The 22,972-nt window shown below is 60.5% G+C and carries 25 protein-coding genes and 1 riboswitch; of the genes, 17 read left to right on the forward strand and 8 right to left on the reverse strand.

The annotated features are described in order from the left end of the window. Complete coding sequence (locus GH975_RS04160; RefSeq protein ID WP_153713313.1) at positions 1-483, reverse strand: elongation factor 1-alpha C-terminal domain-related protein; 483 nt, start codon at positions 481-483, stop codon at positions 1-3. Here GH975_RS04160 and cobA point away from each other — a divergent pair. Continuing rightward, positions 418-1,395 carry a uroporphyrinogen-III C-methyltransferase gene (cobA, locus tag GH975_RS04165; protein WP_153713314.1) on the forward strand — a complete coding sequence of 326 codons (978 nt, stop codon included), beginning with the start codon at positions 418-420 and terminating at the stop codon, positions 1,393-1,395. The two genes, GH975_RS04160 and cobA, sit on opposite strands and share 66 nt — an antisense overlap. Here the strand turns inward: cobA and GH975_RS04170 are convergent. Both GH975_RS04170 and metG read right to left on the reverse strand, forming a co-directional pair. After that, the gene (locus GH975_RS04170; RefSeq protein WP_153713315.1) at positions 1,384-2,595 is read right to left on the reverse strand and encodes a bifunctional alpha/beta hydrolase/OsmC family protein; all 1,212 of its coding nucleotides are present in this window, start codon (positions 2,593-2,595) and stop codon (positions 1,384-1,386) included. The genes cobA and GH975_RS04170 overlap by 12 nt on opposite strands. Positions 2,596-2,731: 136 nt before the next feature. After that, positions 2,732-4,750 carry a methionine--tRNA ligase gene (gene metG, locus GH975_RS04175; protein ID WP_153713316.1) on the reverse strand — a complete coding sequence of 673 codons (2,019 nt, stop codon included), beginning with the start codon at positions 4,748-4,750 and terminating at the stop codon, positions 2,732-2,734. A gap of 98 nt (positions 4,751-4,848) precedes the next feature. On the opposite strand from metG, the gene apbC reads away from it, so the two are divergent. The 6 genes from apbC to GH975_RS04205 are packed head-to-tail and all read left to right on the forward strand — an operon-like array spanning position 4,849 to position 9,462. Continuing rightward, positions 4,849-5,937: an iron-sulfur cluster carrier protein ApbC gene (gene apbC / locus GH975_RS04180; protein WP_153713317.1), complete on the forward strand. Its 1,089-nt coding sequence runs from the start codon at positions 4,849-4,851 to the stop codon at positions 5,935-5,937. A 2-nt stretch (positions 5,938-5,939) separates the two neighbouring features. Beyond that, positions 5,940-6,506, forward strand: a complete 567-nt coding sequence (gene dcd / locus GH975_RS04185; RefSeq protein WP_153713318.1) for a dCTP deaminase — start codon at positions 5,940-5,942, stop codon at positions 6,504-6,506. After that, on the forward strand, positions 6,503-6,946 hold the full coding sequence (locus GH975_RS04190) for a CoA-binding protein (protein WP_246164759.1): 444 nt from the start codon (positions 6,503-6,505) through the stop codon (positions 6,944-6,946). The genes dcd and GH975_RS04190 overlap by 4 nt, the downstream gene beginning before the upstream one ends. 8 nt (positions 6,947-6,954) lie before the next feature. Then, positions 6,955-7,809, forward strand: coding sequence for a bifunctional 5,10-methylenetetrahydrofolate dehydrogenase/5,10-methenyltetrahydrofolate cyclohydrolase (locus GH975_RS04195; RefSeq protein WP_153713319.1), 855 nt, complete (start codon positions 6,955-6,957; stop codon positions 7,807-7,809). Next, the gene (locus tag GH975_RS04200) at positions 7,761-8,741 is read left to right on the forward strand and encodes a FecCD family ABC transporter permease (RefSeq protein WP_153713320.1); all 981 of its coding nucleotides are present in this window, start codon (positions 7,761-7,763) and stop codon (positions 8,739-8,741) included. The genes GH975_RS04195 and GH975_RS04200 overlap by 49 nt, the downstream gene beginning before the upstream one ends. Beyond that, positions 8,728-9,462, forward strand: a complete 735-nt coding sequence (locus GH975_RS04205; protein ID WP_153713321.1) for an ABC transporter ATP-binding protein — start codon at positions 8,728-8,730, stop codon at positions 9,460-9,462. The genes GH975_RS04200 and GH975_RS04205 overlap by 14 nt, the downstream gene beginning before the upstream one ends. Here the strand turns inward: GH975_RS04205 and GH975_RS04210 are convergent. The 4 genes from GH975_RS04210 to GH975_RS04225 all read right to left on the reverse strand — a co-directional run bounded on the left by GH975_RS04210 (position 9,459) and on the right by GH975_RS04225 (position 13,114). Next, entirely contained in the window at positions 9,459-11,243 is a 1,785-nt protein-coding gene (locus GH975_RS04210; RefSeq protein WP_153713322.1) for a TonB-dependent receptor plug domain-containing protein, read from the reverse strand. The two genes, GH975_RS04205 and GH975_RS04210, sit on opposite strands and share 4 nt — an antisense overlap. A 35-nt stretch (positions 11,244-11,278) precedes the next feature. Further along, positions 11,279-11,489, reverse strand: a riboswitch (cobalamin riboswitch). A 20-nt stretch (positions 11,490-11,509) separates the two neighbouring features. Beyond that, the gene (locus tag GH975_RS04215) at positions 11,510-12,316 is read right to left on the reverse strand and encodes a helical backbone metal receptor (protein ID WP_153713323.1); all 807 of its coding nucleotides are present in this window, start codon (positions 12,314-12,316) and stop codon (positions 11,510-11,512) included. After that, positions 12,267-12,545, reverse strand: coding sequence for a hypothetical protein (locus tag GH975_RS04220; protein ID WP_153713324.1), 279 nt, complete (start codon positions 12,543-12,545; stop codon positions 12,267-12,269). The genes GH975_RS04215 and GH975_RS04220 overlap by 50 nt, the downstream gene beginning before the upstream one ends. A gap of 8 nt (positions 12,546-12,553) precedes the next feature. After that, on the reverse strand, positions 12,554-13,114 hold the full coding sequence (locus GH975_RS04225) for a PilZ domain-containing protein (RefSeq protein ID WP_170272532.1): 561 nt from the start codon (positions 13,112-13,114) through the stop codon (positions 12,554-12,556). An 86-nt stretch (positions 13,115-13,200) separates the two neighbouring features. Between GH975_RS04225 and GH975_RS04230 the strand changes: the two genes are divergently transcribed. Then, positions 13,201-14,439, forward strand: a complete 1,239-nt coding sequence (locus GH975_RS04230) for a lipoprotein-releasing ABC transporter permease subunit (RefSeq protein WP_153713326.1) — start codon at positions 13,201-13,203, stop codon at positions 14,437-14,439. Position 14,440: 1 nt separating this feature from the next. Continuing rightward, positions 14,441-15,130 (forward strand): ABC transporter ATP-binding protein, encoded by a 690-nt coding sequence (locus tag GH975_RS04235; protein ID WP_153713327.1) that lies wholly within the window; start codon positions 14,441-14,443, stop codon positions 15,128-15,130. Here GH975_RS04235 and GH975_RS04240 read toward each other — a convergent pair. Next, positions 15,063-15,590: a DUF2062 domain-containing protein gene (locus GH975_RS04240; RefSeq protein WP_170272533.1), complete on the reverse strand. Its 528-nt coding sequence runs from the start codon at positions 15,588-15,590 to the stop codon at positions 15,063-15,065. The two genes, GH975_RS04235 and GH975_RS04240, sit on opposite strands and share 68 nt — an antisense overlap. Positions 15,591-15,684: 94 nt before the next feature. Between GH975_RS04240 and GH975_RS04245 the strand changes: the two genes are divergently transcribed. The 8 genes from GH975_RS04245 (at position 15,685) to GH975_RS04280 (ending at position 22,965) form a co-directional block, all read left to right on the forward strand. Then, positions 15,685-17,793: a ComEC/Rec2 family competence protein gene (locus GH975_RS04245; RefSeq protein ID WP_153713329.1), complete on the forward strand. Its 2,109-nt coding sequence runs from the start codon at positions 15,685-15,687 to the stop codon at positions 17,791-17,793. 87 nt (positions 17,794-17,880) lie between these two features. Beyond that, positions 17,881-18,465 carry a MotA/TolQ/ExbB proton channel family protein gene (locus GH975_RS04250; protein WP_153713330.1) on the forward strand — a complete coding sequence of 195 codons (585 nt, stop codon included), beginning with the start codon at positions 17,881-17,883 and terminating at the stop codon, positions 18,463-18,465. 2 nt (positions 18,466-18,467) lie between these two features. After that, complete coding sequence (locus GH975_RS04255; protein ID WP_153713331.1) at positions 18,468-18,881, forward strand: ExbD/TolR family protein; 414 nt, start codon at positions 18,468-18,470, stop codon at positions 18,879-18,881. Between the two features lie 5 nt (positions 18,882-18,886). Further along, positions 18,887-20,608, forward strand: a complete 1,722-nt coding sequence (locus GH975_RS04260) for an ABC transporter ATP-binding protein (protein WP_153713332.1) — start codon at positions 18,887-18,889, stop codon at positions 20,606-20,608. Then, complete coding sequence (gene lpxK, locus GH975_RS04265; protein ID WP_153713333.1) at positions 20,605-21,588, forward strand: tetraacyldisaccharide 4'-kinase; 984 nt, start codon at positions 20,605-20,607, stop codon at positions 21,586-21,588. The genes GH975_RS04260 and lpxK overlap by 4 nt, the downstream gene beginning before the upstream one ends. Then, on the forward strand, positions 21,576-21,758 hold the full coding sequence (locus GH975_RS04270) for a Trm112 family protein (protein ID WP_153713334.1): 183 nt from the start codon (positions 21,576-21,578) through the stop codon (positions 21,756-21,758). The genes lpxK and GH975_RS04270 overlap by 13 nt, the downstream gene beginning before the upstream one ends. Continuing rightward, complete coding sequence (gene kdsB / locus GH975_RS04275) at positions 21,755-22,507, forward strand: 3-deoxy-manno-octulosonate cytidylyltransferase (protein WP_153713335.1); 753 nt, start codon at positions 21,755-21,757, stop codon at positions 22,505-22,507. Before GH975_RS04270 ends, kdsB begins: the two co-directional genes overlap by 4 nt. After that, positions 22,504-22,965 (forward strand): low molecular weight protein-tyrosine-phosphatase, encoded by a 462-nt coding sequence (locus tag GH975_RS04280; protein WP_153713336.1) that lies wholly within the window; start codon positions 22,504-22,506, stop codon positions 22,963-22,965. Before kdsB ends, GH975_RS04280 begins: the two co-directional genes overlap by 4 nt. Positions 22,966-22,972 lie beyond the last annotated feature (7 nt).

The following is a 22,972-nucleotide window of genomic DNA, read 5'->3' on the forward strand; positions in this document are numbered from 1 at the left end:
CTACACAGTTGCTTCGAGGCCCGGTATCGGGGCCAGTACGCCGGCGGCCAGGGTATGGCGGGTTGCCGGGTCCACCAGCACCAGCGCACCGCTGATTGGATCGCAGGCGAAGTCGTCGGCCGGAACCGACTGCGCCAGTCGCAATTGGATGCGGCCGATGCTGTTCGATTCAAGGCTTTGCTGGGTTGAATGGTAACACAGCTGGGCCAAATCGACGGGTTGCCCAGCGTCGCTGATTTGCGCTTTGATCCAGCGATCGCCATGGCGAACCAGGACCTTTTCGCCGACCCGGCCGGGGCGCTCGCCCAACCAGCACACCACCGGTGACAGGCTGCGCGTCCACGGCCGAATGTCCCGTTGCAGCCAGTCGCCGCGGGCCAGGTCGATGTCCTGTTCCAGCTCGACTAAGCCGTCGCGATGGTCACTGATCTGATTGACCGCGCCCGCATCGATGCCCTCGACATCCCCATCAATCCCTTGCACGATCAGCACTTCCCCAGTATTGACTGCGCGCCGTGGACACGGGCGATCAGCGCCGGCGAAGACGTCCGCGCCGGTGACGATGCCGGTGCGGACCAGTCCATGCAGGCCATGCTGGACGGCCAGGCGCAGGCCGCCGGCGAAGTCTATTTGGTTGGGGCTGGGCCGGGTGATGCGGAGCTGTTGACCCTGAAAGGGCTGCGCTTGCTACAACAGGCTGACGTGGTGCTGTATGACGCGCTGGTCAGCCAGGACGTGATCGATTTGGCGCGCCGCGATGCGGTGCTGGAAGACGTCGGCAAGCGCCGCGGTCACTGCCCAATGCCCCAGGGCGCTATCACCGATCGCATAATCGAGTGGGCCCGCCAGGGCAAGCGTGTGTGCCGCTTGAAAAGCGGCGACCCCTATTTGTTCGGCCGCGGCGGCGAGGAAGCCTTGGCCTTGGTCGAGGCGCAAATTCCATTTCAGACCGTCCCCGGCATCTCGTCGGCCGCCGGCATTTCGGCCCAGGCCGGGATTCCGTTGACGCACCGCGGCATCGCCCGATCGGTGCGCTTTGTTACCGGCCATTTGGCCGGCGGCAGTCTTCCGGCGGATTGGCAGCGGCTGGTCGACCAGCAAGAAACCTCGGTGTTGTATATGGCGCTGCACCATTTGCCGGCGATTCAGGCCTCGTTATTGGCAGCCGGGGTGGCTGCTGATATGCCGGTGGCATTGATTCAAAATGGAGCGCGCGCTAATCAGCAGGTGTGGGTGACCCAGGTTGACCAGTGCACCGAGGCGTCCGCGGCGATTGACCCGGAGCGTGGACCGACCCTGGTGATGGTCGGTCAGGTGGTGTCATTGCGCGAACAACTGGGTGTCGGCACTAATTTAGCCGACGCCACGGCGCGCTCGTGGATGCTAAACGCTTAGCGCGGTGACGATCTGGTTGCTGCGTTCCAGCGTTTGGTGGACCGGGCAGCGATCGGCGATTTTAAGTAGCGACTGGCGTTGCTCGTCGGTTAAGGTCCCGGTCAGTCGAATTTCACGCACGAACTCGTCGACCTTGCCGGTTTGGCTGTCACAGCGTTCGCAGTCCGCGGCGTGAATTTTTTGATGGCGAACGGTGACCTCGACGTGATCCAGCGCGATCTTTTTACGCTCGGCATACATGCGCAACGTCATCGAGGTGCAGGCGCCCAAGGCTGCGCCCAATAATCCGTAAGGACTGGCGCCGGTGTTGTCACCGCCGACGGACTCGGGTTCATCGGCAATCAGGCGGTGACCTTCGGCGTGGATAAGTTGCTGGTAGATGCCGGCATTGGTTTCGCGCACCACGACGCGATCGGCGGGTGCATCGACAGCCTCAGCCGCGGGCAAATAGCGCGATGACCAGGCGGCGATGACTTCGGCGGCGTACAGCGCATCGTTGCGCCGGCTCAACAGGTGATCGGCGCTGTCCAAGGACACAAATGATTTAGGGTGCTTGGCGGCGGCATAGATACGCGCGGCATTGTCGATCTCGACAATTTCGTCGTTCGGCGCGTGCATGACCAACAGCGCCTTGAGTAGCCTGCCAATATTGACCTCGGCGTCGTGGTTACTGATTGACTCCAAAAACCCATCGCGAACCTTGATTTGGCGGCCGCCCAAGCGGACCTCGCTGAAGCCACGCTCGCTGATTTCGTCGCGTGCCGCGTGCGGAATCAGGTGCGACACGTGCCCCGGGTCGAAGGGTGCGCCCACCGTTACCACGGCACTGACGTCGGGCATCCGATGGGCGGCGGCTAAAACGGCGGCGCCGCCCAGGCTGTGACCGACCAATAAAGCCGGGGCCTGGAAGCGTTCGCGCATTTGCTCGTAAACCGCGACCAAGTCATCCAGATCGTGGGTGAATCCGGCCAGCTCGGGCTGGCTGGCGCGGCGGCCAACGCCGGAAAAGTCAAAGCGCACACAGGCGATGCCTTTGCCGGCCAGGGCGCGGGCAATTTGGCGCGCCGCAAACAGGTCCTTGCCACAAGTGAAACAGTGCGCAAACAGCGCAAATCCGCGCAGTGGTTCGGCCGGCCAGTCGATCACGGCGTCCAGGGGCTGGTCGTCGTGGCCACTAAAGGTCAGGTTTTGTGCCGACATGGTGTGTCTCCGGGGCAGGTGAAATTAACAGTGCCATGGCCGCCGGTTAGCGGCGGCCCAGTCCGGCTTACTGTAGCCAACGTGGGCCGCGATCGGCACTGGCGCAAAGGGCGAGCCCGGACCGTGCCGATTGAGGCTAGCTGACGCGTGTGCCCGGTTTGACTTGGCTGTCGACGTCGAGCAAAAACACCTGGTCGCCTTCGCCGGCGGCCAACACCATGCCCTCGGACAGTCCAAATTTCATTTGGCGTGGCTTCAGGTTGGCCAGCAATACGCACAACCGGCCGTTCAGGTCAGCCGGCGCATAGTGCGCACGAATGCCACTGAATACCGTGCGCGGGGTGCCGCTGCCATCGTCCAGTGTCAGCTTCAACAGTTTCTTGGCGCCGTCGACCTGTTCGGCCAAATCAATTCGCGCCACGCGCATGTCGATTTTGGCAAAGTCATCAATAGTGCACTCGGCGCTGAGGGGCGCGGTGGCCGGCTTTTCAGCCGCGACGGCTTCCACCGGCGGTTTACCGGCTTCGAGCATGGCGTTGACCTGGTCCATCTCGACGCGCTGCAGCAGCGGTTTGAACTTGCTGATTTGATGGTCGTGTAGCGCGTGCTCGGCGTCGCTCCAGCGAAAGCCGTCGACTTTCAGGAACTCGGCCGAACGGGCGGCCAGCCCCGGTGCGATCGGTTGCAGGTAAATCATCAACCAGCGGAAGTAATTCAACGCAGTCGCACAGGTCGCTTGCAGCCGTGCGTCCTGACCGTCCTGCTTAGCGATGACCCAGGGTTGAACCTCGGCAATCCAGGCATTAGCGGCATCGGCCAGGGCCATAATTTCGCGCACGGCGGCACTAAATTCACGCTGTTCGTAGAGCTCGGCAATGCGTGACTGGGCGGCGATGAACCGCGCTGATAGTTCAGGGTTGGCATCGACGCTGCCCAGTTGGCCGTCAAAGCGCTTGGCGATGAAGCCGGCGCTGCGGCTGGCGATGTTGACCACCTTGCCGACCAGATCGCTGTTTACTTTTTGCACGAAGTCTTCGAGGTTGAGGTCAGTATCCTCGACGCGGCTGTTGAGCTTGGAGGCGTAGTAATAACGCAGGCATTCAGGGTTCAGGTGCTGCAAAAAGGTCGAGGCTTGAATGAAAGTGCCGCGGCTTTTCGACATTTTGGCGCCGTTAACCGTGACAAAGCCGTGCACGTTGACCGCCGTCGGTGTGCGCAAACCGGCTTTATCGAGCATAGCCGGCCAAAACAAGCAGTGGAAATTGACGATGTCCTTGCCAATGAAGTGATACACCTCGGCGTCGGAATCGGCCTTCCAGTAGGCGTCGAAGTCCATGCCGGTGCTGTCGCAGTAGGCTTTGAAACTGGCCAAATAGCCAATCGGCGCATCCAGCCATACATAAAAGTACTTGCCCGGCGCATCGGGGATCTCGAAACCGAAATACGGTGCGTCGCGGCTGATGTCCCAAGGCATCAGACCGGAATCCAACCACTCGGCCAGCTTGTTTGAAATTTGCGGTTGCAGGCGTCCGGAGGTGGTCCAGTCTTTTAAGAAGTCTTGAAATTGCGGCAGGTCGAAAAACAGGTGCTCACTGTCGCGCAATTCCGGCACGCTGCCGGATAGGGTCGAAACCGGGTTGATCAAGTCATAGGCTTCATAGGTCGCCGAGCACACTTCGCAGTTGTCGCCGTACTGGTCCGCCGCCTTGCATTTGGGGCACTCGCCTTTGACGTAGCGATCCGCCAGAAACAGGCCTTTTTCGGTGTCGAATAGCTGCTGGATCACGGTGCGCTTAATTGCGCCGCCGTCACGGCAGCGCTCGTAGATCATTTCGCTCAAGACTCGGTTTTCTTCGCTGTGGGTCGAGTGGAAGTGATCGAAATCAACGCCAAACGCGGCGAAATCTCGCTCGTGCTCGGCTTTGACCTGTTCGATCAAGGCTTCCGGCGTGACGCCCTCACTTTGGGCTTTCAACATAATCGCAGTGCCGTGGGCGTCGGATGCGCACACGTAGGTGCACTGGTGGCCTCGACTTTTTTGGAATCGAACCCAGATATCAGTCTGGATGTATTCCAGCAGGTGGCCAAGGTGAATCTGCCCGTTGGCATAGGGCAGGGCACTGGTCACCAAAATGTCGCGACGCGGCGTGGGCATGAGAGAATCCTTTACTGAATTGTCCGGCGAAATTGACCCGCCTGACTGCATTGAACAAGGCGGGCATGATAGTATGCGGCGCCACCGGGAGCAAAGGCATGACACACGACATCCAAGGCGCAGTGCTGAAAATACTGGCCGATTTTAACGATCCGTACCTGGATACTCCTTTAAGTGAGTATTTTGACGGGGCCGACATCGCCGACGCCACCTTGACGGTGCGCCTGACGTTTCCCTACGCCATGGGCGGATTGGTTAGGAAACTCGCGTCCAACGTCGAGCCTTTGTTGGCCAAGTTGCCTGGAGCCAGTAAGGCCCGGTTGCGTGTCCGTCATCAGTTCGCAATGCCTCAGCGCGCCGAAGGCAAAGCCGCGGTGCCCGGGGTTAAGCACGTGGTCGCGGTGGCCAGCGGCAAAGGCGGTGTCGGTAAAAGCACCACCTGCGCCAATTTGGCCTTGGCGATGGCCGCCGAAGGTGCCCGCGTCGGGGTCATGGACGCGGACATTTACGGCCCCAGTCAGCCGATGATGTTGGGGGTGCCGGACGGCACGCGCCCGGGCACCACCGATGGCAAACACTTCGATCCGGTAATTGCCCAGGGCCTGCAACTGAATTCCATGGGCTTGCTGTCGAATGCCAATACGCCAGTGGCGTGGCGCGGACCGATGGTGGCCGGTGCCGTCCAGCAGTTGCTGACCCAGACCCGCTGGGATGACTTGGATGTGTTGTTCGTCGACATGCCGCCGGGTACCGGTGATGCCCAGCTGACGCTGTCCCAGCAAGCACCCTTGTCCGGCAGTGTGATTGTCACCACGCCCCAGGACATCGCCTTGTTGGATGCGCGCAAGGGCATCGAAATGTTCCGCCAGGTCAACGTGCCGGTGCTGGGTGTGGTCGAGAACATGTCGGTCCATATCTGCTCTAAATGCGGCCACTCCGAAGCCCTATTTGGCGCCGGCGGTGGTGAGTCCATTGCCGACGAATACCAAACCGAGTTGCTGGGCCAGATGCCGTTGGCATTGGCCATTCGCGAGCGCGCCGACGGCGGCAGCCCAACCGTGGTTAGCGAGCCGGACGGCGAACACGCAAAACTTTACCGAGACATGGCCCGGCGCGTCGGATCGATGCTGGCCGCAGCCACCCAAGGCGGCCCCAAAGGCCCCGTATTCAGTGTAACGGACGACTAATTATGAGCATTAAATCAGATCGCTGGATCCGCCAGATGTCAGAGCAGCATGGCATGATCGAACCCTACGAAGCGGGCCAAGTTCGCTACCGCGGCGAGGAAAAGCTGATCAGCTACGGTACTTCGAGCTACGGCTATGACGTGCGCTGTGCGGACGAGTTTAAAGTCTTTACTAACATCCACAGTGCCACCGTGGATCCCAAGGCCTTTGATGAAAAGAGCTTTGTCGACGTCAAAGGCGACTACTGCATCATCCCGCCCAACAGCTTCGCGCTGGCGCGCACGGTCGAGTACTTCCGTATTCCCGAGGACGTGCTGACAATTTGCCTGGGCAAGAGCACCTATGCGCGCTGTGGCATTATCGTCAACGTGACGCCGCTGGAACCGGAATGGGAGGGTCATGTGACCTTGGAGTTCAGCAACACCACGACCCTGCCTGCGAAAATTTACGCCGGCGAAGGGGTCGCACAAATGCTGTTCTTCCAGTCCGACGAACGCTGTGAAACCACCTACAAAGACCGTGGCGGTAAATACCAAGGCCAAACCGGCGTGACCCTGCCGCGCACGTGAGTGACGCACTGTACGGTGACGATGCGCGCGTGCTGGAATTGCTGCGCGCGCCGCAACACATCGGCGTGTTGGGGGTGTCGCGTAAACCGCACCGCGCCAGCTACCGGGTCACCGAGGTGCTGATCGCCGCGGGTTACCGCGTGTCGCTAATCAACCCGTCCCTGGCGGGCCAGTCACTGTTTGATCGGCCGGTGTATGCGACATTGGCCGACGCCACGGCAGCCGAGGGTGTGCTGGATTGGGTCGACGTGTTTCGCGCGCCCGAGCACCTGGCAGCGATTTTGGACGATGCGATTGCCTGTGGCGCCCGTGGCCTGTGGGGGCAATTGGAGGTTAAAGACCCGATCGTTGCTCAACGCGCACTGGATCAAGGGCTCAAGGTCGTGATGGACCGCTGTCCCGCCATCGAATTACCGCGCCTACGCGCACACTTAACCTAGGAAACCGAATGACCGCCCACCGTATTGATGGCAAAGCCTTTGCCGCCAAACTTCGCTCGACATTGACCACCCAAGTTGCGGACTTTAAGTCCGCCCATGACTGTGTTCCTGGGCTTGCGGTGGTATTGGTGGGCGAAGACCCCGCCAGCCAGGTCTATGTCGGTAGCAAGATTAAGCAAACCCAAGAAGTCGGTATGCGCTCGATCGAGCACCGCTTGGCGGACGACACCGATCAGGCGACCTTGGAAACGCTGATTGATGCCTTGAATGCCGATGACAGCATCGACGGTATTTTGGTCCAGCTGCCGTTGCCGGCGGGATTGGACAGCAGCGCGATTTTGGACCGCATTGACCCCGCCAAAGACGTCGACGGTTTCCACCCGGTCAATGTCGGCGCGTTGTGGACCGGCGCTGACGCATTGGTGCCTTGCACGCCCTTGGGTTGCAGCCTGATGGTCGCGGACACTTTGGGCGATGACTTGAGTGGTCTGCATGCCGTGGTGGTGGGTCGCTCGAACATTGTCGGCAAGCCGATCAGCGCGTTGCTGCAAAAAATGAATGCCACCGTGACCATGGCCCATTCGCGCACCGCGGACATTGCCGCGCTATGCCGTGACGCCGACATTGTGGTGGCGGCGGTCGGCCGGCCTGGATTTGTTAAAGCGGATTGGATTAAACCCGGCGCTACCGTGATCGACGTCGGCATTAATCGCCTGGATACCGGCAAGCTGGTCGGTGATGTCGACGCTGGCGCCTTTGAGGTGGCCGGTGCGATGACTCCGGTGCCCGGCGGCGTCGGCCCCATGACCATTGCGTGCTTGCTGACCAATACACTGCGGGCGGCGGTGCTGCGCCGCGCCTGATGGGGTACTCCAGCCGACTGGCAATTGTCGCGGCGGTCGGCCTGATGGGGTTGGCCGCGTCACTCAGTGGGTTGGCGTGGCCGACCGGGGCGTTGGATTGGCAAATCATTGAACACCTGCGTTGGCCGCGTGTGGTCGCCGCCGCCTTGGTCGGCAGCGTACTGGCGGTCTGTGGCCTGCTACTGCAAATTCTGACTCGAAACCCGCTCGCCGAGCCGTATATTTTGGGCCTGTCAGGCGGCGCGTCGGTGGCGGTGATGGCCGGCGCTGTCGCCGGCATCAGCCCACTGTTTCGCTCGCCCTTGGCGGTGGCCGGGGCGCTGACGGCGACCCTAATTCTGTTTGCGCTGACCCGTGGCGGCCGTGCCGACCCGGTCCGGCTTTTGCTGACCGGTGTGCTGATCAGCGCCGCCTGTGGTGCGCTCGGTAGTTTGTTGTTAACCCTGAGTGACCCGTTGCAATCGCAGACCGCGTTGGTCTGGTTGATGGGCGACTTTGGCTCGGCCGGGTTGTCGCTGTGGTGGGCACTGCCCTGGGTCGTGTTGGTGGTGCTGCTGGCGCGTGCGGGCCGGGTCATGGATCTGATGGCCCGTGGCCAAGACATCGCCCAGGTGCTGGGTATGCCGGTGCAAAAAATCCAAGTGGCGGCGCTGGCGCTGGTTAGTGTGTTGACCGCGTTGTGCGTGGCGGTGGCCGGCCCGATTGGGTTTGTCGGCTTGGTCGTGCCCCACGTTATGCGGCTGTGGCACGGCGGTGCGCACCGGCGATTGCTGCCGCTGTGTGCGGCCGGTGGCGCGGCCTTGTTGATTTGGGCGGATTGGTTAGGCCAGGTCTTGGTTCGGCCGATTCAATTGCCCGCGGGCGTGATCATGGCGTTGATCGGTGTGCCCTTGTTATTGGTTTTGCTGCGGGGCGTGCATGTTAAGCGTTGATGCCCTGCGGACCTCGTTTGACGGTCAGGCCAACGTGATCGATTTTCAGTTGGCGCCGGGCCAGGTGCTGGTGGTGTTGGGCCCGAATGGGGCCGGCAAAAGCTGGTTGATGCGGACCCTGGCCGGGCTGAATCCGGTGATGGCCGGGGCGGTGCGTTGGCATGAACGATCGTTGGCGGACTGTACTGACAGCGCCCGAATTCGAGCCTTTTTGAGCCAAGAAGAAGCCCGTGTGTTCCCCATGACCGTGTTTGAACAGGTCCTGTCCGCGCGCGCGCCGTGGCTGCAATGGCACCAAAGCCACAGCGTCCAAGACGAACAAAAGGCGCGTGAGTCACTGGTCAAGGTCGACATGTTAGCGTTTGCCGATCGGATGGTCGATTCATTGTCCGGCGGCGAATGGCAGCGTGTGCGTTTGGCCGGTTTATTGGCCCAGGACACGCCGCTTTGGCTGCTGGATGAGCCGACTGAACACCTGGATCCCAAGCACATTTGGGACACGGTCCCCGGTTTGGTGCGGGCACATTGCCGGGCATCGGGTTCGGTGGTGTTGGTTGGGCATGATCCGGATTGGGCGGCACGATTGGCCGATCAGGTGGTGTTCGTCAGCCGCGATGGCTGGGAAGTGGGCTCGGCCAGCGCAATGCTGACCGAGCCTAAGTTAAGCGCCCTGTACGGCCATCGTTTTGTCGATCACGATGGCCGCTGGGTGGCGGGTTAGAAGCGTACTTTTGCCGCCAATGTGGTAGCTCGGCGGGGAGCATTGAAGCTGTTGTCGTAGAGGTATTCACGGTCGAATGCATTGGTAATCGACAGTGAAATATCGACATCTGACGTTATCGGTTTGGATGCACTGAAGTCGGCGACGGTAAACGTATCCACTTTAGAGTAAGCCTGGGTTCTCTTAGACTCGTGGCGGAGTGAGCCGTTTAGCGACAGGTCTTGCAAGCTAAACTGAGTCTGCGCGAGCACGGTATATTCTGGGAAAAATGTTTTGGCGGTATTGTTTTCCGTTCGGACACTTCGAGTCACCGATAGTCGATTTGTTGCGAAATCGCCTCTGTGCGTCAGGTCCGCATTGAACCCGTATATCTCAGTCGTGCCGTCCACGTTTGTGGCGGCAGCGCCCGAATAAGTTACTCCTCCGAATGTGGAGCCTGTGTAGCCGCTGGATATGGCGTTATTTAGACGTGACCCTCGTAACGAAAATCGGGCTTGGAAGTTTCCGTTATCTATCTTCACTCCAGCTTCTAGGTCTTTACCTTTTTCGGGCGAAAGATCCGCGGCTGCGGGAATGTCGACCGCGTCTAGTAAGTCCGAATCTGCGTTCCCGTCATATCCGTAAACGTCGACTGCGGTCGGGGCCCGGAACGAGTTACCAAAATTGATGAACGGACTGAACCGTCCATCACGGCGCGAGATTGACACCGTGCCAACTTGGTATTGCCCCCATGAATTGCTGGTGACAGCGCGCCCGGCCACATGGATATTTACCGCGTCAGTTTGAAACAACGATTCACCAAACAGCGCGCTGGTCCTCGACGTTTTGTCGTTGGACAAGGTGGAGTCTTTCGTATCTTCGAATAAAACGTTGACGCCAATTATTTGATTCGCTGCGACGTTATACACGGCTTCGGTTTGGTGTTGCTTTAGTCGGTACGTCTGGCTGTTGTTGTCGACTGCTTTTTTAAGCGAGGACGAAAATGAGTGAGTTGCACGCCAAGCGCTGGTATCAAAACTTGCTGATACGACAGTGTTTTTAAATTCGTTTTCGCCATCGTCATATTCGGTCTCGCCCTGATTGGCTGATAAACCTAATTGTAGGTATCCGCTATCGAACGCCGTGCCAAGTTTCATCACGGCGCCGCGGTCCTTGTAGCCGTCGGCATCACCATTACCGGTAGTCTTTACATCGAAGCCATCAGATCTTTCGCCCGATATTGAGACAAACAAAGTGTCACCCGACTCTTTGACCGAAGATTTGAACAGCCGGGCGCTTTGGGTGCCAAATGACCCAAGGCTCATGCTTAATTCAGTTGTCGTACTCGTGGCGTCAAGTGTCTTTATCAAGACGACTCCACCGACAGCGCCAGAGCCGAACTGCGCGGAGGCGTTGCCTCGAATGACTTCGATTGATTCAACGTTACTTAGATTAAACACGGCCATATCGGGGTAGCCATTGCGGCCATCAGTTTGAGGCACGCCATCAACCATCACCAAGATCTGTTTTTGGTGTGCGCCGTTGAATCGGATGTCACCTTTGTTATTGCGTGAGCTGGGCAGGGCGAAGCTTAGGCCGGGTACCAGTAATAGCGCCTGTTGAAGCGATGTTGCACCGGCTTTCTCAAACTTCTCACGCGTTATAACGTCGATAGATTGTGCGGTTTGACGGTCATTGAGCCCTAGTCGGCTTGATTCATAGGTAATAACAATCGGATCAATTTCAGCGAATACAGGCGTACTCGCCGCGACCAAGGCGGCCGCAATCAGGGAGTGGTTCATATGTGAACTCCATGGCCCATGCCGCCCGCAAGGGTGAGTAAGTGTCGAGGGGGGTAGGTCTCCGGGCTGGTTCACGATCCGATCCGACGGTTTCCCTGGCGCCTTCCCACCTTGCGGCAGTGGCCTAGCCAGTTCTGCGATATCAATTCTTTGCTGTGAACTTACCGTTGCGGGGGCAGCCTCGGACTTTAACCGAGTTCCCTGTTACACCGACGCCAGTCGGTCACCACACTCGCCGCGCAGTCTAGGGAAGACGCGCGCTTAAATCAAAGGGCTTTGCGGGCTTTGCGGGCGTTGTCGACGGCGTCGCATAGGGCTTGTATGCCGCTAACCAGACCTGGACCGGGCTTGGACAAGGCATCCCCGGACGGCTGGAACCACTGATCACGCGCGATCGCCGGGATGTTGTGCCAACTCTCAAAGCGTCGGTACTGGGCGCGATCCGACGCAATTAACAGCTGTGCCCCCGACCCGATCAGGGATTCGGGTGCGACTGTGGCGGCGGCCAGCGGCAAATCGCTGTAGGGGCTGACGGCCCCGCACAGGCGCAGCGCGTCCGCTTGGTATCCGCGACCGCCAACGACCATCAGTGGCTGATCCCACACTAACCAAACGGCAGTGACCGGCGTGCGGTCTTGGTAGCGCTCGCCAATCGCTTTCAAAGCTTGGCCAAACTGAGCGGCGTGCTTTGGGGGGGCGGACACTAATTCGCCCAGTTCGACCAATCCGGCGGCAATTTGGTCCAGGGTTTGGGTTTGGCTGACCCATAGCTGAATCCCGAAGGCGTCAAGTTTGGCGGCCAAATCAGGCGGTGTAGAATCTTCCCAGGCCAACACGTGTGTCGGGTTCAGGCCCACAATCGCTTCGATATTGATGCGCTGATAGTCGCCGACAATGGGCAATCCGGCGTCGCTGGCTTGATCCGTGGCAACCAGCCAATCGCCGCGCCCGAGGGCTTTAACGCTCTCGGTCAGGGCTGGGGTCAGGGTGATCAGGCGTAGTTCTTGGGCCTGGATGGACGCGCTAAGCGTCAGCAGCAGTGCGGTTTTTAACGCTGTGAATAACCTTGTCATACTCGAAGTAAACGCGGAATTGGGGGTATTGCCAAGTAGTAATGGGCGGATCGCCGACGCCGGCGCGTATCGACTGCGGTTGGCCAAAGGCTTTGGCAACGTTGGACATGCTGGCGCCGCGTGTGGGGGTCGACAGTGCGGGGTTGCCTTGATTGCCCAAGGGCACCGTCAAGGTCTCGGCAATGGTCAATGGGGTGGCCAGGGCCAGAGCCAATAAAAGGTGTCGCATGTGATGCCTCAGGTGATCGCCAATGCGCGTTGGCGGGTTTCGCTTTTCATCAGGTGGCGCGTGATAACGGCGCGGTCGGCGTCATCCATGTTCAAAAATTCGCAGCTCACCAAAAAATGGCCGTCGCGTTCGCGTACCGAAATCACCTGACTCTTTAAGAGTAGTCCAGCCCGTTCAGGTAGCAACAGCATGCGAATCGCCAGGTAGTCGCCCGCGGCCACCAGGTTGCGAGCGATAAACGAGACGCCGCCGGCGCTGAGTGAAACATCTTGTTCGTCGTCGGGCAGCGGCTCATCGTCTTGGTCGATGGCGGCTTCGGCGATTAAGTTGAGTTTGCGCTCCATTAACCGCAGGCAACGCACCAGTTGTGGTTCGCGTTGGGCGATCGCACTAAGCAATGATTGGGTTTCGCCACTGAGGGCCTCCAATTCGCTAAGCAGTCTAAATCGGCGGGTGCCCGAATCTTCCAGCGATGCCGTGGGGTCCAACGCACGTGCGCGTTCCAGCGGCTTGATTTCAATGGCGACTCGGTCTTTCAGTCGGAAGTAGTTTCTGCGTTCTCGGCTCATAGCCAAAACATAGCAGTCGCGCCGCCGGTTGCATGGTCCCAAGGTCTGCCCTTGGGGTTCGCGGGTGGCTGTGGTTGAATGCGCGCATGCAAATTTCATTGCCGATCGCGATCGGCGCGCGCTACACGCGCTCGAAAAAAGGCGAATCCTTCGTCAGCTTTATTTCCACGGTGTCGACGGTCGGTTTGGCGCTGGGTGTGGCCGTCTTGATTGTCGTGTTAAGCGTCATGAACGGCTTTGATCGCGAGCTGCGCACGCGCATTTTGGGCATGGTTCCGCATGGCGTTTTGTACGCCAGCCAACCCACCTCTGAGTGGCCCGCACTGGTGGCACAGGCACGGCAAGCGCAAGGCGTGGTCGCGGCCGCACCCTGGATCGAAGGTCAGGGCATGCTGACCCAGTCCGGCGCGGCTAAACCGCTACTGTATTACGGGATCGATCCGGCGCTGGAAAGTGAGGTTTCGATTTTGCCCGATCACATGGTTCAGGGCAGTCTGGATGCGCTGAACGCCGGCGACTACGGGATTGTGCTGGGCGCGATCATGGCGCGCCAGATGGGCGTCACGCTGGGAGATCCGGTGACCTTGTTGATTCCCGAAGCCAGCCTGACCATTGCCGGGGTTCGCCCGCGCCTGAAACGGCTGACGGTGGTCGGCGTGTTTGAAGTCGGCGCCGAGTTGGACGCCAATCTGGCGTATGTGCACTGGCAAGACGCCGCCATTCTTAAACGTCAAAAAGGCAAAGCCGACGGCGTCCGCGTGCGCTTTGAAAACCTGTTCGATGCGCCGTCGCAGCTGCAATTGTTGGCGCGCCAGACCGACACCCGTGGGCGTGATTGGACGCGCACGCATGGCAATCTGTTTGAAGCCATTGCGCTTGAGAAAACCCTGATTGGGTTGCTGTTGGCGATGATTGTCGCGGTCGCAGCCTTTAATATCGTCGCCACGTTGGTGATGACCGTCAATGCCAAGCGCGCCGACATAGCGGTGTTGCGGGTGATGGGCATGGGCCCGGGCGAGGTGCTGCTGACCTTCGTCGTTCAGGGCGTCTTTATTGGCTTGATTGGCATCGTCAGCGGCACAGTGCTGGGGTTGGCGGTGGCCTTTAACGTGCCGGCGATTTTGGCGTTTATTGAGTCCACCTTTGGCTTCACCTTGTTTCGCGCCGATGCCTATTTTATTTCATACCTGCCTAGCGACCCGCAGTGGTCGGATATCACGACCATCGTTGGCGGTTCGTTTTTGCTGTGCTTGTTGTCGACTCTTTATCCGGCCTGGCGCGCCAGTCGCACGGAACCTGCGGAGGTGATTGCCGGTGGACACTAAGGTGCTCGAGGCACGCGATCTGACGCTGCGGTTTGGCCAGGGTGATAACGCCCTGACCTTGTTTGAAGACCTTAATTTAACGGTTCACAGCGGCGAGCAGGTGGCCATTGTCGGGCGCTCCGGTAGCGGTAAGACCTCGCTGTTGAACCTGTTGGCCGGTCTGAGCATGCCAAGCGCGGGGACCGTCGAGTTGGTCGGCAAAGCCTATGATCGGCGCAACCAGGCCGCGCGTGATCGCTGGCGTGCTGGGCGTTTGGGCATGGTGTTTCAGTTTCACCACCTGTTGGGCGAGTTCAGTGCGCTTGAAAACGTCGCCTTGGCGCTGCGTCTGGCCGGTCACAGTAAAGCCGATAGCCTGCGTGTCGGGCGATCGTGGTTGGCCGAGGTCGGATTGGCGGCACGCGCCGACCATTTGCCGGCGACGCTGTCGGGCGGCGAGCGCCAGCGTGTCGCGATTGCGCGGGCGTTAGCGCCACAACCACCGGTGGTGTTGATGGACGAGCCGACCGGCAACCTGGACTACGAGACTGCCGAACAAATTCAAGGCCTGCTGAAGTCGCTGACGCGGGATGCCAACATGGCGCTGGTGCTGGTCACCCACGACCGTGGTTTGGCGGCCAGCACTAGTCGTCAGTTGACGCTTTGCGGCGGGCAGCTCGTGCCTTTCGACGCGCAGCCCAGTTCGCCCTGACCGTGGATATCCACCAGGTCCGAACCAGGGCATAACCGAGCCCGGCCGACACGACGCTAAAGGTCAGTGAGCCGAGCAGAACGGGCTTCCAGAAGTCACCCATGCGGTGGTGTACCCATTCCATGTTGATACCGCCGTCCGGCGGTAGCATCGGCATGCCCAGCATCCACGACCCAGTCATGTAAAACGCCACAAACAATGGCGGGATCGTCAGTGGGTTGCTAATCCAGACCAGGCTCATGGAAATCGGCAGGTTGGCGCGGAAAAGCCAGGCGCACAACGCGGCCGGTACCATTTGCGAGGGAATGGGGGTGAAGGCCCAAAACAAGCCAATCAAAACACCCAGCGATACGCTGCGCCGGTTCAGGTGCAGCAAATGCGGATCGTGGATCACTTTGCCCAATACGCGTTCAACCCAGGTGCCACGCAGGCGAGCCGGGTCGGGCATAAAGCGGCGCATTAGCTTCCTAGGCATGTCAGGTTTCTTGGTCCGTTCGTGATCCCGCGCACGTGATTGCGTCGTGCGGCTGGGTTAGTTCATTCAGTCTAGCCGGATGCGCCTTATTCGTCTTGCCTTCGTTGCCCTTGCACCCGCATTTGTCGGGCCCATACCTGCATTGATCGTGCTGGCGCTCGCGTGTGTCGGCTGGCTGTTCGGCCGCGGCGGTCGTGAAAGTCTGTGGTTGGCTGCCCTGTGGACCGTGCAACTGACGCGTTTGGCGTTGGATCACCAGACGCTGTGGCCGCTGAACTTAAGCGGTGCCGAGCGCAGCCTCAATGTACGCCTGGAATCGATTGCGACCAGCCGCGGCCAAGGCTTTGGTCCGGCGCGTGTGCTGGACTTCCAAGGTGACGAGGTGATCGGTAAGCGCGTCTGGTTAAGTTGGACATTGGCCCGCTGGCAACCCGCGGTCGGTGAAACCTGGGCCATTCGTGCGCGCCTAAAGCCGCTGGCATATTCACCCAGTTTGCGCGGTGATCCCTTGGCCAATGCGCTGGGCAGCGGTTTTTTCGCCAAGGCTCGTTTGGCCAATGGGCAGCCCGAATCGGTCAGCGCACCGGCCATCAGCGACAGTTTAAGGGCCTGGCTGAGCCGGCGCCTTGATCACGCCGGCGATGATGCCGCGGTCTTGGCCCGTGCGATTGCGTTCGGTCAGCGCCCGGACTTCGACCACACGACCTGGGCGGCGGTCGAGCAAAGCGGTTTGGCGCACCTGTTTTCGCCCTCCGGATTGCATGTCGGTATCGCGGTTGCCTTGGTGGTCGCCTGCTGGCCGTCCCCGGCACGATTGATCGGAGGGGGCGGTGGCCAGCGCTGGGCGTGGGTGGTCGGGGCCGTATTTGTTTGGTGGCTGTTGCCAACACGGCTGCCGATTTCGCGGGCGGCCTTGGCGTGTCTGTTGTGGACCGTGGCCCAGCGCACTGCCGTCGGATTTTCGGCGGCCCGCATTTATTGGTTGGTGCTATTGGTGTGCGCGTTGATTTGGCCGTGGTTGGCGCTGCAACCGGGTGCGCAAATGTCGTTTTTGGCGGTTGGCTGGATTTTGATTGCGCTGCAATGCCCGGTTCCGGCGTGGCGACGGGGGCTGGCGATGGTCATGGGGCTGTCGGCATCAACCGCTTGGGCGGGACTGCCGCTGGGGCTGGCCAGCGTCCCGAGCAACTTGGTGTGGGTCCCCTTGTTGTCGCTGGTCGGCGTGCCGGCGCTGGTGTTTGGCTGGCTGTCCGATAGCTGGTGGGCGTGGAACGGTTTCGCCGAGGGGCTGATGACCTACCTGGCCTGGTTGCCAAACTACAGCCTGTCGATGACCCAGTCCTTGGGGTTAACCCTAGCGTCGGTGGCGCTTTTGTTTCCCGCAGCGGCGTTATTGGTGGTGTTAATTCCGTGCTGGGTGACGGCGCGGCCGGCGGCGCAACTGAGCGTCTACAGCGTCGGTGCCGGTCAGGCCATCACTTTGGTCACGGCCAACCACGCGGTGGTGTTTGATCTGGGCAACGCCCAACCCAACCGCCAGGGTCGGATTGCACGCGAGTTACAGCCGGACCTAGTGCGCGCCGGCATCCGTTCGCTGGATCTGGTGCTGTTGAGTCATGGCGATGCCGATCATGCCGCCGGCTTGGACGGGTTTCGGGCGCGCTTTGGCGTCGCCCAACTGATCAGCGGCGAGCCCGATGGCGCGCGCGGCGCGGGTGCCTGCTATCGCGGCCAACAGTGGCAGTTTGACGCAGTTCGTGTGCGCGTGCTGTGGGGCGGACCGCCGGCGTCGAAAAATGCGGCGTCCTGCGCGGTCGAGCTGACCGGTGCGTTCGGCCGCATCTGGATTTTGGGGGACCTGCCGGCCCGCCAACAGTGGGCACTGGCCCGCGTCGAGGGGGTTCCGCGTCTGACCGGTTTGGTGGCCGCCCATCATGGGGCCCGTGATGGGTTTTCAAGTGACCTGGCGGCCTTGCAGTCTCCGGATTGGGTCATCTTCAGTCAGGCCCGGCTAGGACGCTGGGCACACCCGGCACCGCTGGTCGAGGAGACCTGGCGTCAGGGTGGTGCCGACACCTGGCGGACCGGTTCCGTCGGCACCGTGCGTATTAATTTAAGCGGGGAAGTCGGTGTTGTACGGCCTGCACGCGAATCACGCTGGGCGCTTGGGTATTGGACCTCGGGGTAGGGCGAAAACGCGCATCCTGACTACCTTTAGCAAAGGACAATAACGAGGTGTGCCGTGACAACAGTGTTTTCTCAAGGGGGGTGGTTGATGTGGCCCATCTTCATCGCCAGCCTCGTCGCCATGGGCATCGTGCTCGAACGCTTGTGGGTTTTGCGGCGCGGCGCATTGATGCCGGTTGATATTCGCAATTCCTGCGAAGCGGTGGCGCAGTCGTCGGCCGCGGAAACCGATATCATCAGCCAGCGCGGCATGCTCGGCGAGGTGTTGGCGATTGCCTTGCGCCAAGGCAGCGAGCGCTCAGTCCGTGAAGAGGCCTTGCGCCAGCAAGGCCAGCGCGTGGCCCATTACTTGGAACGTAACCTGGAGCTGTTGGGCGTGATTGGAATGGTCGCGCCGCTGATCGGATTGCTGGGTACCGTGATCGGCATGATCGACGTGTTTGGCGCCTTGATGCTGCACGGAGCCGGTGACGCCTCGGTGCTAGCCGGCGGCATCGGCCAGGCCCTAATTACCACCGCATCGGGCTTGGTGGTGGCGATTCCCGCGATCATCGCCCACCGGTTGCTGCTGCGCCGTGTCAAAGCGATTTTGATTGATTTGGAAGGCTGCTGTGACCGCTTTTTGGCGGCCAGTCCGGCGCAACCGCTGCGCGCCAATGCGCGCGCGGCCTAAGTATGAAGTTTTCGTTTGACGCACCCACTGCCGACCCCGGCGGCCCTAATTTAACGCCGCTGATCGATGTGGTTTTTTTACTGTTGATCTTCTTCATGGTGTCATCCAGCTTTTTGGAAGCCAGCGCGATTGAGGTGCGGTTGCCCGAGGCGGCGGGCAAAGCGCCCGATAACCACCCGGATGATTTGGTGGTTTACGTCAAAGCTGACGGCAGTTACCGGATTGGTGAAAGCGGCCCGGCATTAACCGGACGCTCGCAATTGGGCGCGGCATTGGAGCGTGCTCGCCAAGGTCAAACTACCTTGGTGGTGGCGGCTGACGGGCGTAGCCCTCACCAAGCGGTCATTACACTACTGGATTTATCGAGCCAAATCGGCGTAAATAGCCTGCGATTCAAAGCACAGGAACCCCAGTAGGGTCAGTGAAACAAACCGATTGGCAACTTTATAAGCGCCTGCTGGCGCGCGCGCTGCAACGCCCATTTATTTTTGGCTTAGGCATCTTTGGATTCGTCATTTATGCCGCGTCAGGGGCTGCTCTGGCCGACGTAATGCGAATTTTGGTTGATGCCGTCGAGGCTCAAGACCCGGTCGAACGTATTCGGCTGCCGCTGATGATGGTGCTGATTTTCTTTGTGCGCGGCTGCGGCACGTTCTTGGGTACCTACTTTTTGGAAGTGGTCGCGCGCAATTTAATCCACGGCTTTCGTGTCGACTTGTTTAGCAAATACCTGCGTTTGCCGGTCCAATCACTGGATCAATCGGGCCAGGGCGCGCTGGTTAGCCGAATCACATTCAATGTCGATCAAGTCACCCAGGCGGCGACCACGGCGGTCACGGTGATGGTCCGAGAAGGATTTTTTGTCATCGGGCTGCTGGGCTACATGCTGTGGATTAACTGGCAGTTAACGCTGGTGTTTATCGCCGTGGCACCGCTGATCGGTGTCGTCGTCGGCGTTGCTGGGCGCGCGTTTCGCCGCCAAAGCGAGCGTATTCAATCGTCAATGGGCGACCTGACGCAACAGGTCGGTGAGGTGGTCGAAGGCTCGCGCGTGTTGCGTGTGTTTGGCGCCCAAGACATGGCGGTCGATAAGTTCGCCGACGCTAGCGATCACAACCGTATTCAAAACCTCAAACTGGCGGCGACCAAGGCATTCAGCGTGCCCTTTATTCAGCTGCTGGTGTCGGTGTCCTTGGCCGGACTGGTTTGGCTGGCGCTGGGCGAGAGCTTTTTAGGTTCGACCTCGACCGGCACCTTTGTGGCCTTTATCAGCGCCGCATCGATGATGGCCAAACCCTTGCGCCAGCTGAGCGAAATATCGGCGGTGTTGCAGCGTGGCTTGGCCGCCGCCGGCGATCTGTTTGAGCTGCTGGACCAGGACGACGAGCCGAATGCCGGTGTCGCTGTGCCGGGCGAGTTCTCGACCTTGGCGCTGCGTGGGGTGGGCTTTAGCTACCCCGGAGCCACGGGGCCGGCGCTGTCGGATATTGATTTGTGCCTGCGCCCAGGGCGGGTGGTGGCATTGGCCGGCCCATCTGGGTCAGGCAAGACCACGGTGGCGGCGCTGGTGTCGCGTTTTTACCCGGCAAGTACCGGCACCATCGAGTTGAACGGGCAAGACATCCAATCATTTGATCTGGCGGCCTACCGCCAGCAGCTGGCGTGGGTCGGCCAACAGGTGGTGGTGTTTGATGGCACCCTGCGTGAAAACCTGTGCTTGGGGTTGGACTTAAGCGATGACGAACTGTGGTCGGCACTGGAGCTTGCCCAGGCCAAGGCCTTTGCCGAGGGTTTACAGGGTGGTCTGGATGCCAAGTTGGGCAGTGATGGCACCCAACTCAGCGGCGGCCAGCGCCAACGCCTGGCCATCGCGCGGGCGTTATTGGTGCAAGCCCCGGTGCTGATACTGGACGAAGCTACTAGCGCTCTGGACAACCTGTCGGAACGGGCGTTTCAGGATGCCCTGCAAACTCTGGCGCGGGATCGCGCGGTGCTGGTGATCGCCCACCGCCTAAGCACGATCCGCGACGCCGATGAAATCGTGGTCATGTCCGACGGCCGCATTGTCGAACGCGGCACCCACACCGATTTGATGAAGCAGGGTTCACTTTACGCCAACCTGCACCAGGCCGACCTCGGATGAATTGGGAGGCCCTGTGGTATGGCCAGCCGACCGTGTTGACGCGGTTATTGTGGCCACTGTCCAAACTGACCGAGGTGGTGTCCGTACGGCGGCGTCAGCGTGCGCTTGACGGTTGGCAAGGCGAGTCTTCGCCGTACCCGGTGCCGATCGTGATCGTGGGCAATTTGACCGCTGGCGGCACCGGTAAAACCCCCTTGGTCGGGCACCTGGCGCGCGAGGCCATTCGCAATGGCTTGCGCCCCGGTGTCGTCAGCCGCGGTTATGGCGGCGTGCCCAGCCAGTGGCCGCGTGTGGTGACCGAAAATTCAGAGCCCGAGGTGGTCGGCGACGAGCCGCTGATGCTGCACGTTCAAACCGGTATTCCGGTGGTGGTCTGTGCGGACCGGCCCAAAGCCGTCGATTACCTGCTCAAAACCCAATCGGTTGACCTGGTCATCAGTGACGACGGGCTGCAGCATTACCCCTTGTGGCGTGACCTGGAAATACTGGTGATCGACGGGGAGCGCCAACTGGGTAACGAACGTTTGTTGCCGGCCGGGCCGCTGCGCGAATCGCCGGACCGTCTGCACACGGTGGATTGGGTGGTCGAGCGCAGCCTCACGCCCAGTGCCGATCGCATGGGCTTTCAGGTTCAGGCCATGACCTTGCGCAATGTGCTGACTCGCCAGACCCTGCCGCTGCACGGGTTGAATAAAAGTCCGGTGGTGGATGCGGTGGCTGGGATCGGCAACCCCGAGGGATTTTTCAGCCAGCTCGAACAGGCCGGCTACCGGATCAACCGGATCGCGCTGCCCGATCACTACGATTACCGTCAGTCGATACAGTCTCGCCTCAGTGGCGCACCGGTCTTGTTGACCGAAAAAGATGTGGTCAAAGCCGGCGCCGTCGGGGGCGACGACACCTGGGTGGTAGAAGCCCAGGTCAACTGCGTTGAATTGGATCAGCGCTGGAAGGCGTGGTGTGCACAATGCAAAAGCTGATGCTCGGATTGTTGGTGTGCCCGCTGTGCAAAGGCAAATTGACCCTTAACGGCGGGCGTACCGAATTGCACTGCCGGCCGGACGGCTTGGCCTTTCCGATTATTGATGAGGTTCCGGTGATGCTGGAAGGGCGCGCTCGAACCTTGACGACCGAGGAACGGGTCGGATGAAGCAAGACTTTATGTGTGTGATACCGGCCCGCTTTGGGTCCTCGCGGCTGCCGGGTAAGCCGCTGTTGTTGCTGGCCGGCAAGCCGCTGGTGCAGTGGGCGTGGGAGTCGGCGACGGCGTCGGACGCGGGTGAGGTGGTGATCGCCACTGATGATCGGCGTATTGCCGCGGCCGCCGAAGGCTTCGGGGCCCGTGTCGTGATGACGCGGGATGATCACCCGTCCGGCACCGACCGACTGGCCGAAGTTGCCGAATCGTTACAGCTCAGTGACGACCAGGTCGTGGTCAATTTGCAGGGCGACGAGCCGAGTGTCTCGCCGCGCCTGCTGAACCAAGTCGCCCAGCTACTGATTGAACACAGCGACGCCAGCATGTCGACGCTGAGTGAAGCGATCCATGATCCTGCGGATTTCGACAACCCTAACGTGGTCAAGGTGGTCCGTGCCGACACCGGGCGGGCACTTTACTTCTCCCGCGCCAGCATTCCGTTTAGCCGCGACGGCGATCAGCCCTTGTTCGAGGGGTTGGTCCAGCGTCATTTGGGCCTTTACGGCTATCGCGCCGGATTGTTACGCCGTTTTGTCGGTTGGCCGGAAAGCGCGCTCGAGCGGACTGAAAAGCTCGAACAGTTGCGTGTGCTGCAGGCCGGCGAGGGTATTTGGATCGCCGAAGCCTGTGCGCCATCCAGTCCGGGCATTGATACCCAAGCGCAGTTAGATTCGCTGAATCGGCAGTGGGCCGGCCAGTGAGCTCGGTGTTATTTGTTTGCCTGGGCAACATTTGCCGTTCACCGACGGCCGAAGGTGTATTTCGCGTCATGGCGTCCAAGCAGGGCGTTGCCGTTAGCACCGACAGTTGCGGCACGGCCGGTTGGCATCAAGGCAATCCGCCGGACCCACGCTCACAAGCCGCGGCGAAAGCGGCGGGTTACCCGATTGATGACCTGCGCGCTCGCCAGGTCACTCTGGCCGACTTTGATCGCTTCGATCGAGTTGTCGCCATGGATCGCCAGAACTTGGCGGATTTAAGCGCGCTGCAACCCGCCGGTTCGCGCGCCGAGCTCAGTTTGTTTTTAGATTTCTGTGACGAACCACAGGATCAGGTGCCGGACCCTTATTACGGCGGTGACGACGGCTTTGCTGAGGTCATTCGGCTGGTCGAACTTGCCAGTCACGGTCTGCTGCAGGCGCTACAATCGAAATCCTAACGGACAT

Origin of the sequence: Litorivicinus lipolyticus (assembly GCF_009650135.1) — a bacterium.
GTDB lineage: Bacteria > Pseudomonadota > Gammaproteobacteria > Pseudomonadales > Litorivicinaceae > Litorivicinus > Litorivicinus lipolyticus.

Excerpts from the sequence above, each read along its gene's own strand:
- lpxK (WP_153713333.1), top strand. The coding sequence starts at position 20,605 with ATGAATTGGGAGGCCCTGTGGTATGGCCAGCCGACCGTGTTGACGCGG.
- GH975_RS04170 (WP_153713315.1), bottom strand. The coding sequence starts at position 2,595 with ATGTCGGCACAAAACCTGACCTTTAGTGGCCACGACGACCAGCCCCTG.
- GH975_RS04270 (WP_153713334.1), top strand. The coding sequence starts at position 21,576 with ATGCAAAAGCTGATGCTCGGATTGTTGGTGTGCCCGCTGTGCAAAGGC.
- apbC (WP_153713317.1), top strand. The coding sequence starts at position 4,849 with ATGACACACGACATCCAAGGCGCAGTGCTGAAAATACTGGCCGATTTT.
- GH975_RS04230 (WP_153713326.1), top strand. The coding sequence starts at position 13,201 with ATGCAAATTTCATTGCCGATCGCGATCGGCGCGCGCTACACGCGCTCG.
- dcd (WP_153713318.1), top strand. The coding sequence starts at position 5,940 with ATGAGCATTAAATCAGATCGCTGGATCCGCCAGATGTCAGAGCAGCAT.
- GH975_RS04225 (WP_170272532.1), bottom strand. The coding sequence starts at position 13,114 with ATGAGCCGAGAACGCAGAAACTACTTCCGACTGAAAGACCGAGTCGCC.
- GH975_RS04240 (WP_170272533.1), bottom strand. The coding sequence starts at position 15,590 with ATGCGCCGCTTTATGCCCGACCCGGCTCGCCTGCGTGGCACCTGGGTT.
- GH975_RS04250 (WP_153713330.1), top strand. The coding sequence starts at position 17,881 with ATGTGGCCCATCTTCATCGCCAGCCTCGTCGCCATGGGCATCGTGCTC.
- GH975_RS04210 (WP_153713322.1), bottom strand. The coding sequence starts at position 11,243 with ATGAACCACTCCCTGATTGCGGCCGCCTTGGTCGCGGCGAGTACGCCT.
- GH975_RS04255 (WP_153713331.1), top strand. The coding sequence starts at position 18,468 with ATGAAGTTTTCGTTTGACGCACCCACTGCCGACCCCGGCGGCCCTAAT.
- GH975_RS04220 (WP_153713324.1), bottom strand. The coding sequence starts at position 12,545 with ATGCGACACCTTTTATTGGCTCTGGCCCTGGCCACCCCATTGACCATT.
- GH975_RS04215 (WP_153713323.1), bottom strand. The coding sequence starts at position 12,316 with ATGACAAGGTTATTCACAGCGTTAAAAACCGCACTGCTGCTGACGCTT.
- GH975_RS04205 (WP_153713321.1), top strand. The coding sequence starts at position 8,728 with ATGTTAAGCGTTGATGCCCTGCGGACCTCGTTTGACGGTCAGGCCAAC.
- kdsB (WP_153713335.1), top strand. The coding sequence starts at position 21,755 with ATGAAGCAAGACTTTATGTGTGTGATACCGGCCCGCTTTGGGTCCTCG.
- GH975_RS04245 (WP_153713329.1), top strand. The coding sequence starts at position 15,685 with ATGCGCCTTATTCGTCTTGCCTTCGTTGCCCTTGCACCCGCATTTGTC.
- GH975_RS04195 (WP_153713319.1), top strand. The coding sequence starts at position 6,955 with ATGACCGCCCACCGTATTGATGGCAAAGCCTTTGCCGCCAAACTTCGC.
- metG (WP_153713316.1), bottom strand. The coding sequence starts at position 4,750 with ATGCCCACGCCGCGTCGCGACATTTTGGTGACCAGTGCCCTGCCCTAT.
- cobA (WP_153713314.1), top strand. The coding sequence starts at position 418 with ATGGTCACTGATCTGATTGACCGCGCCCGCATCGATGCCCTCGACATC.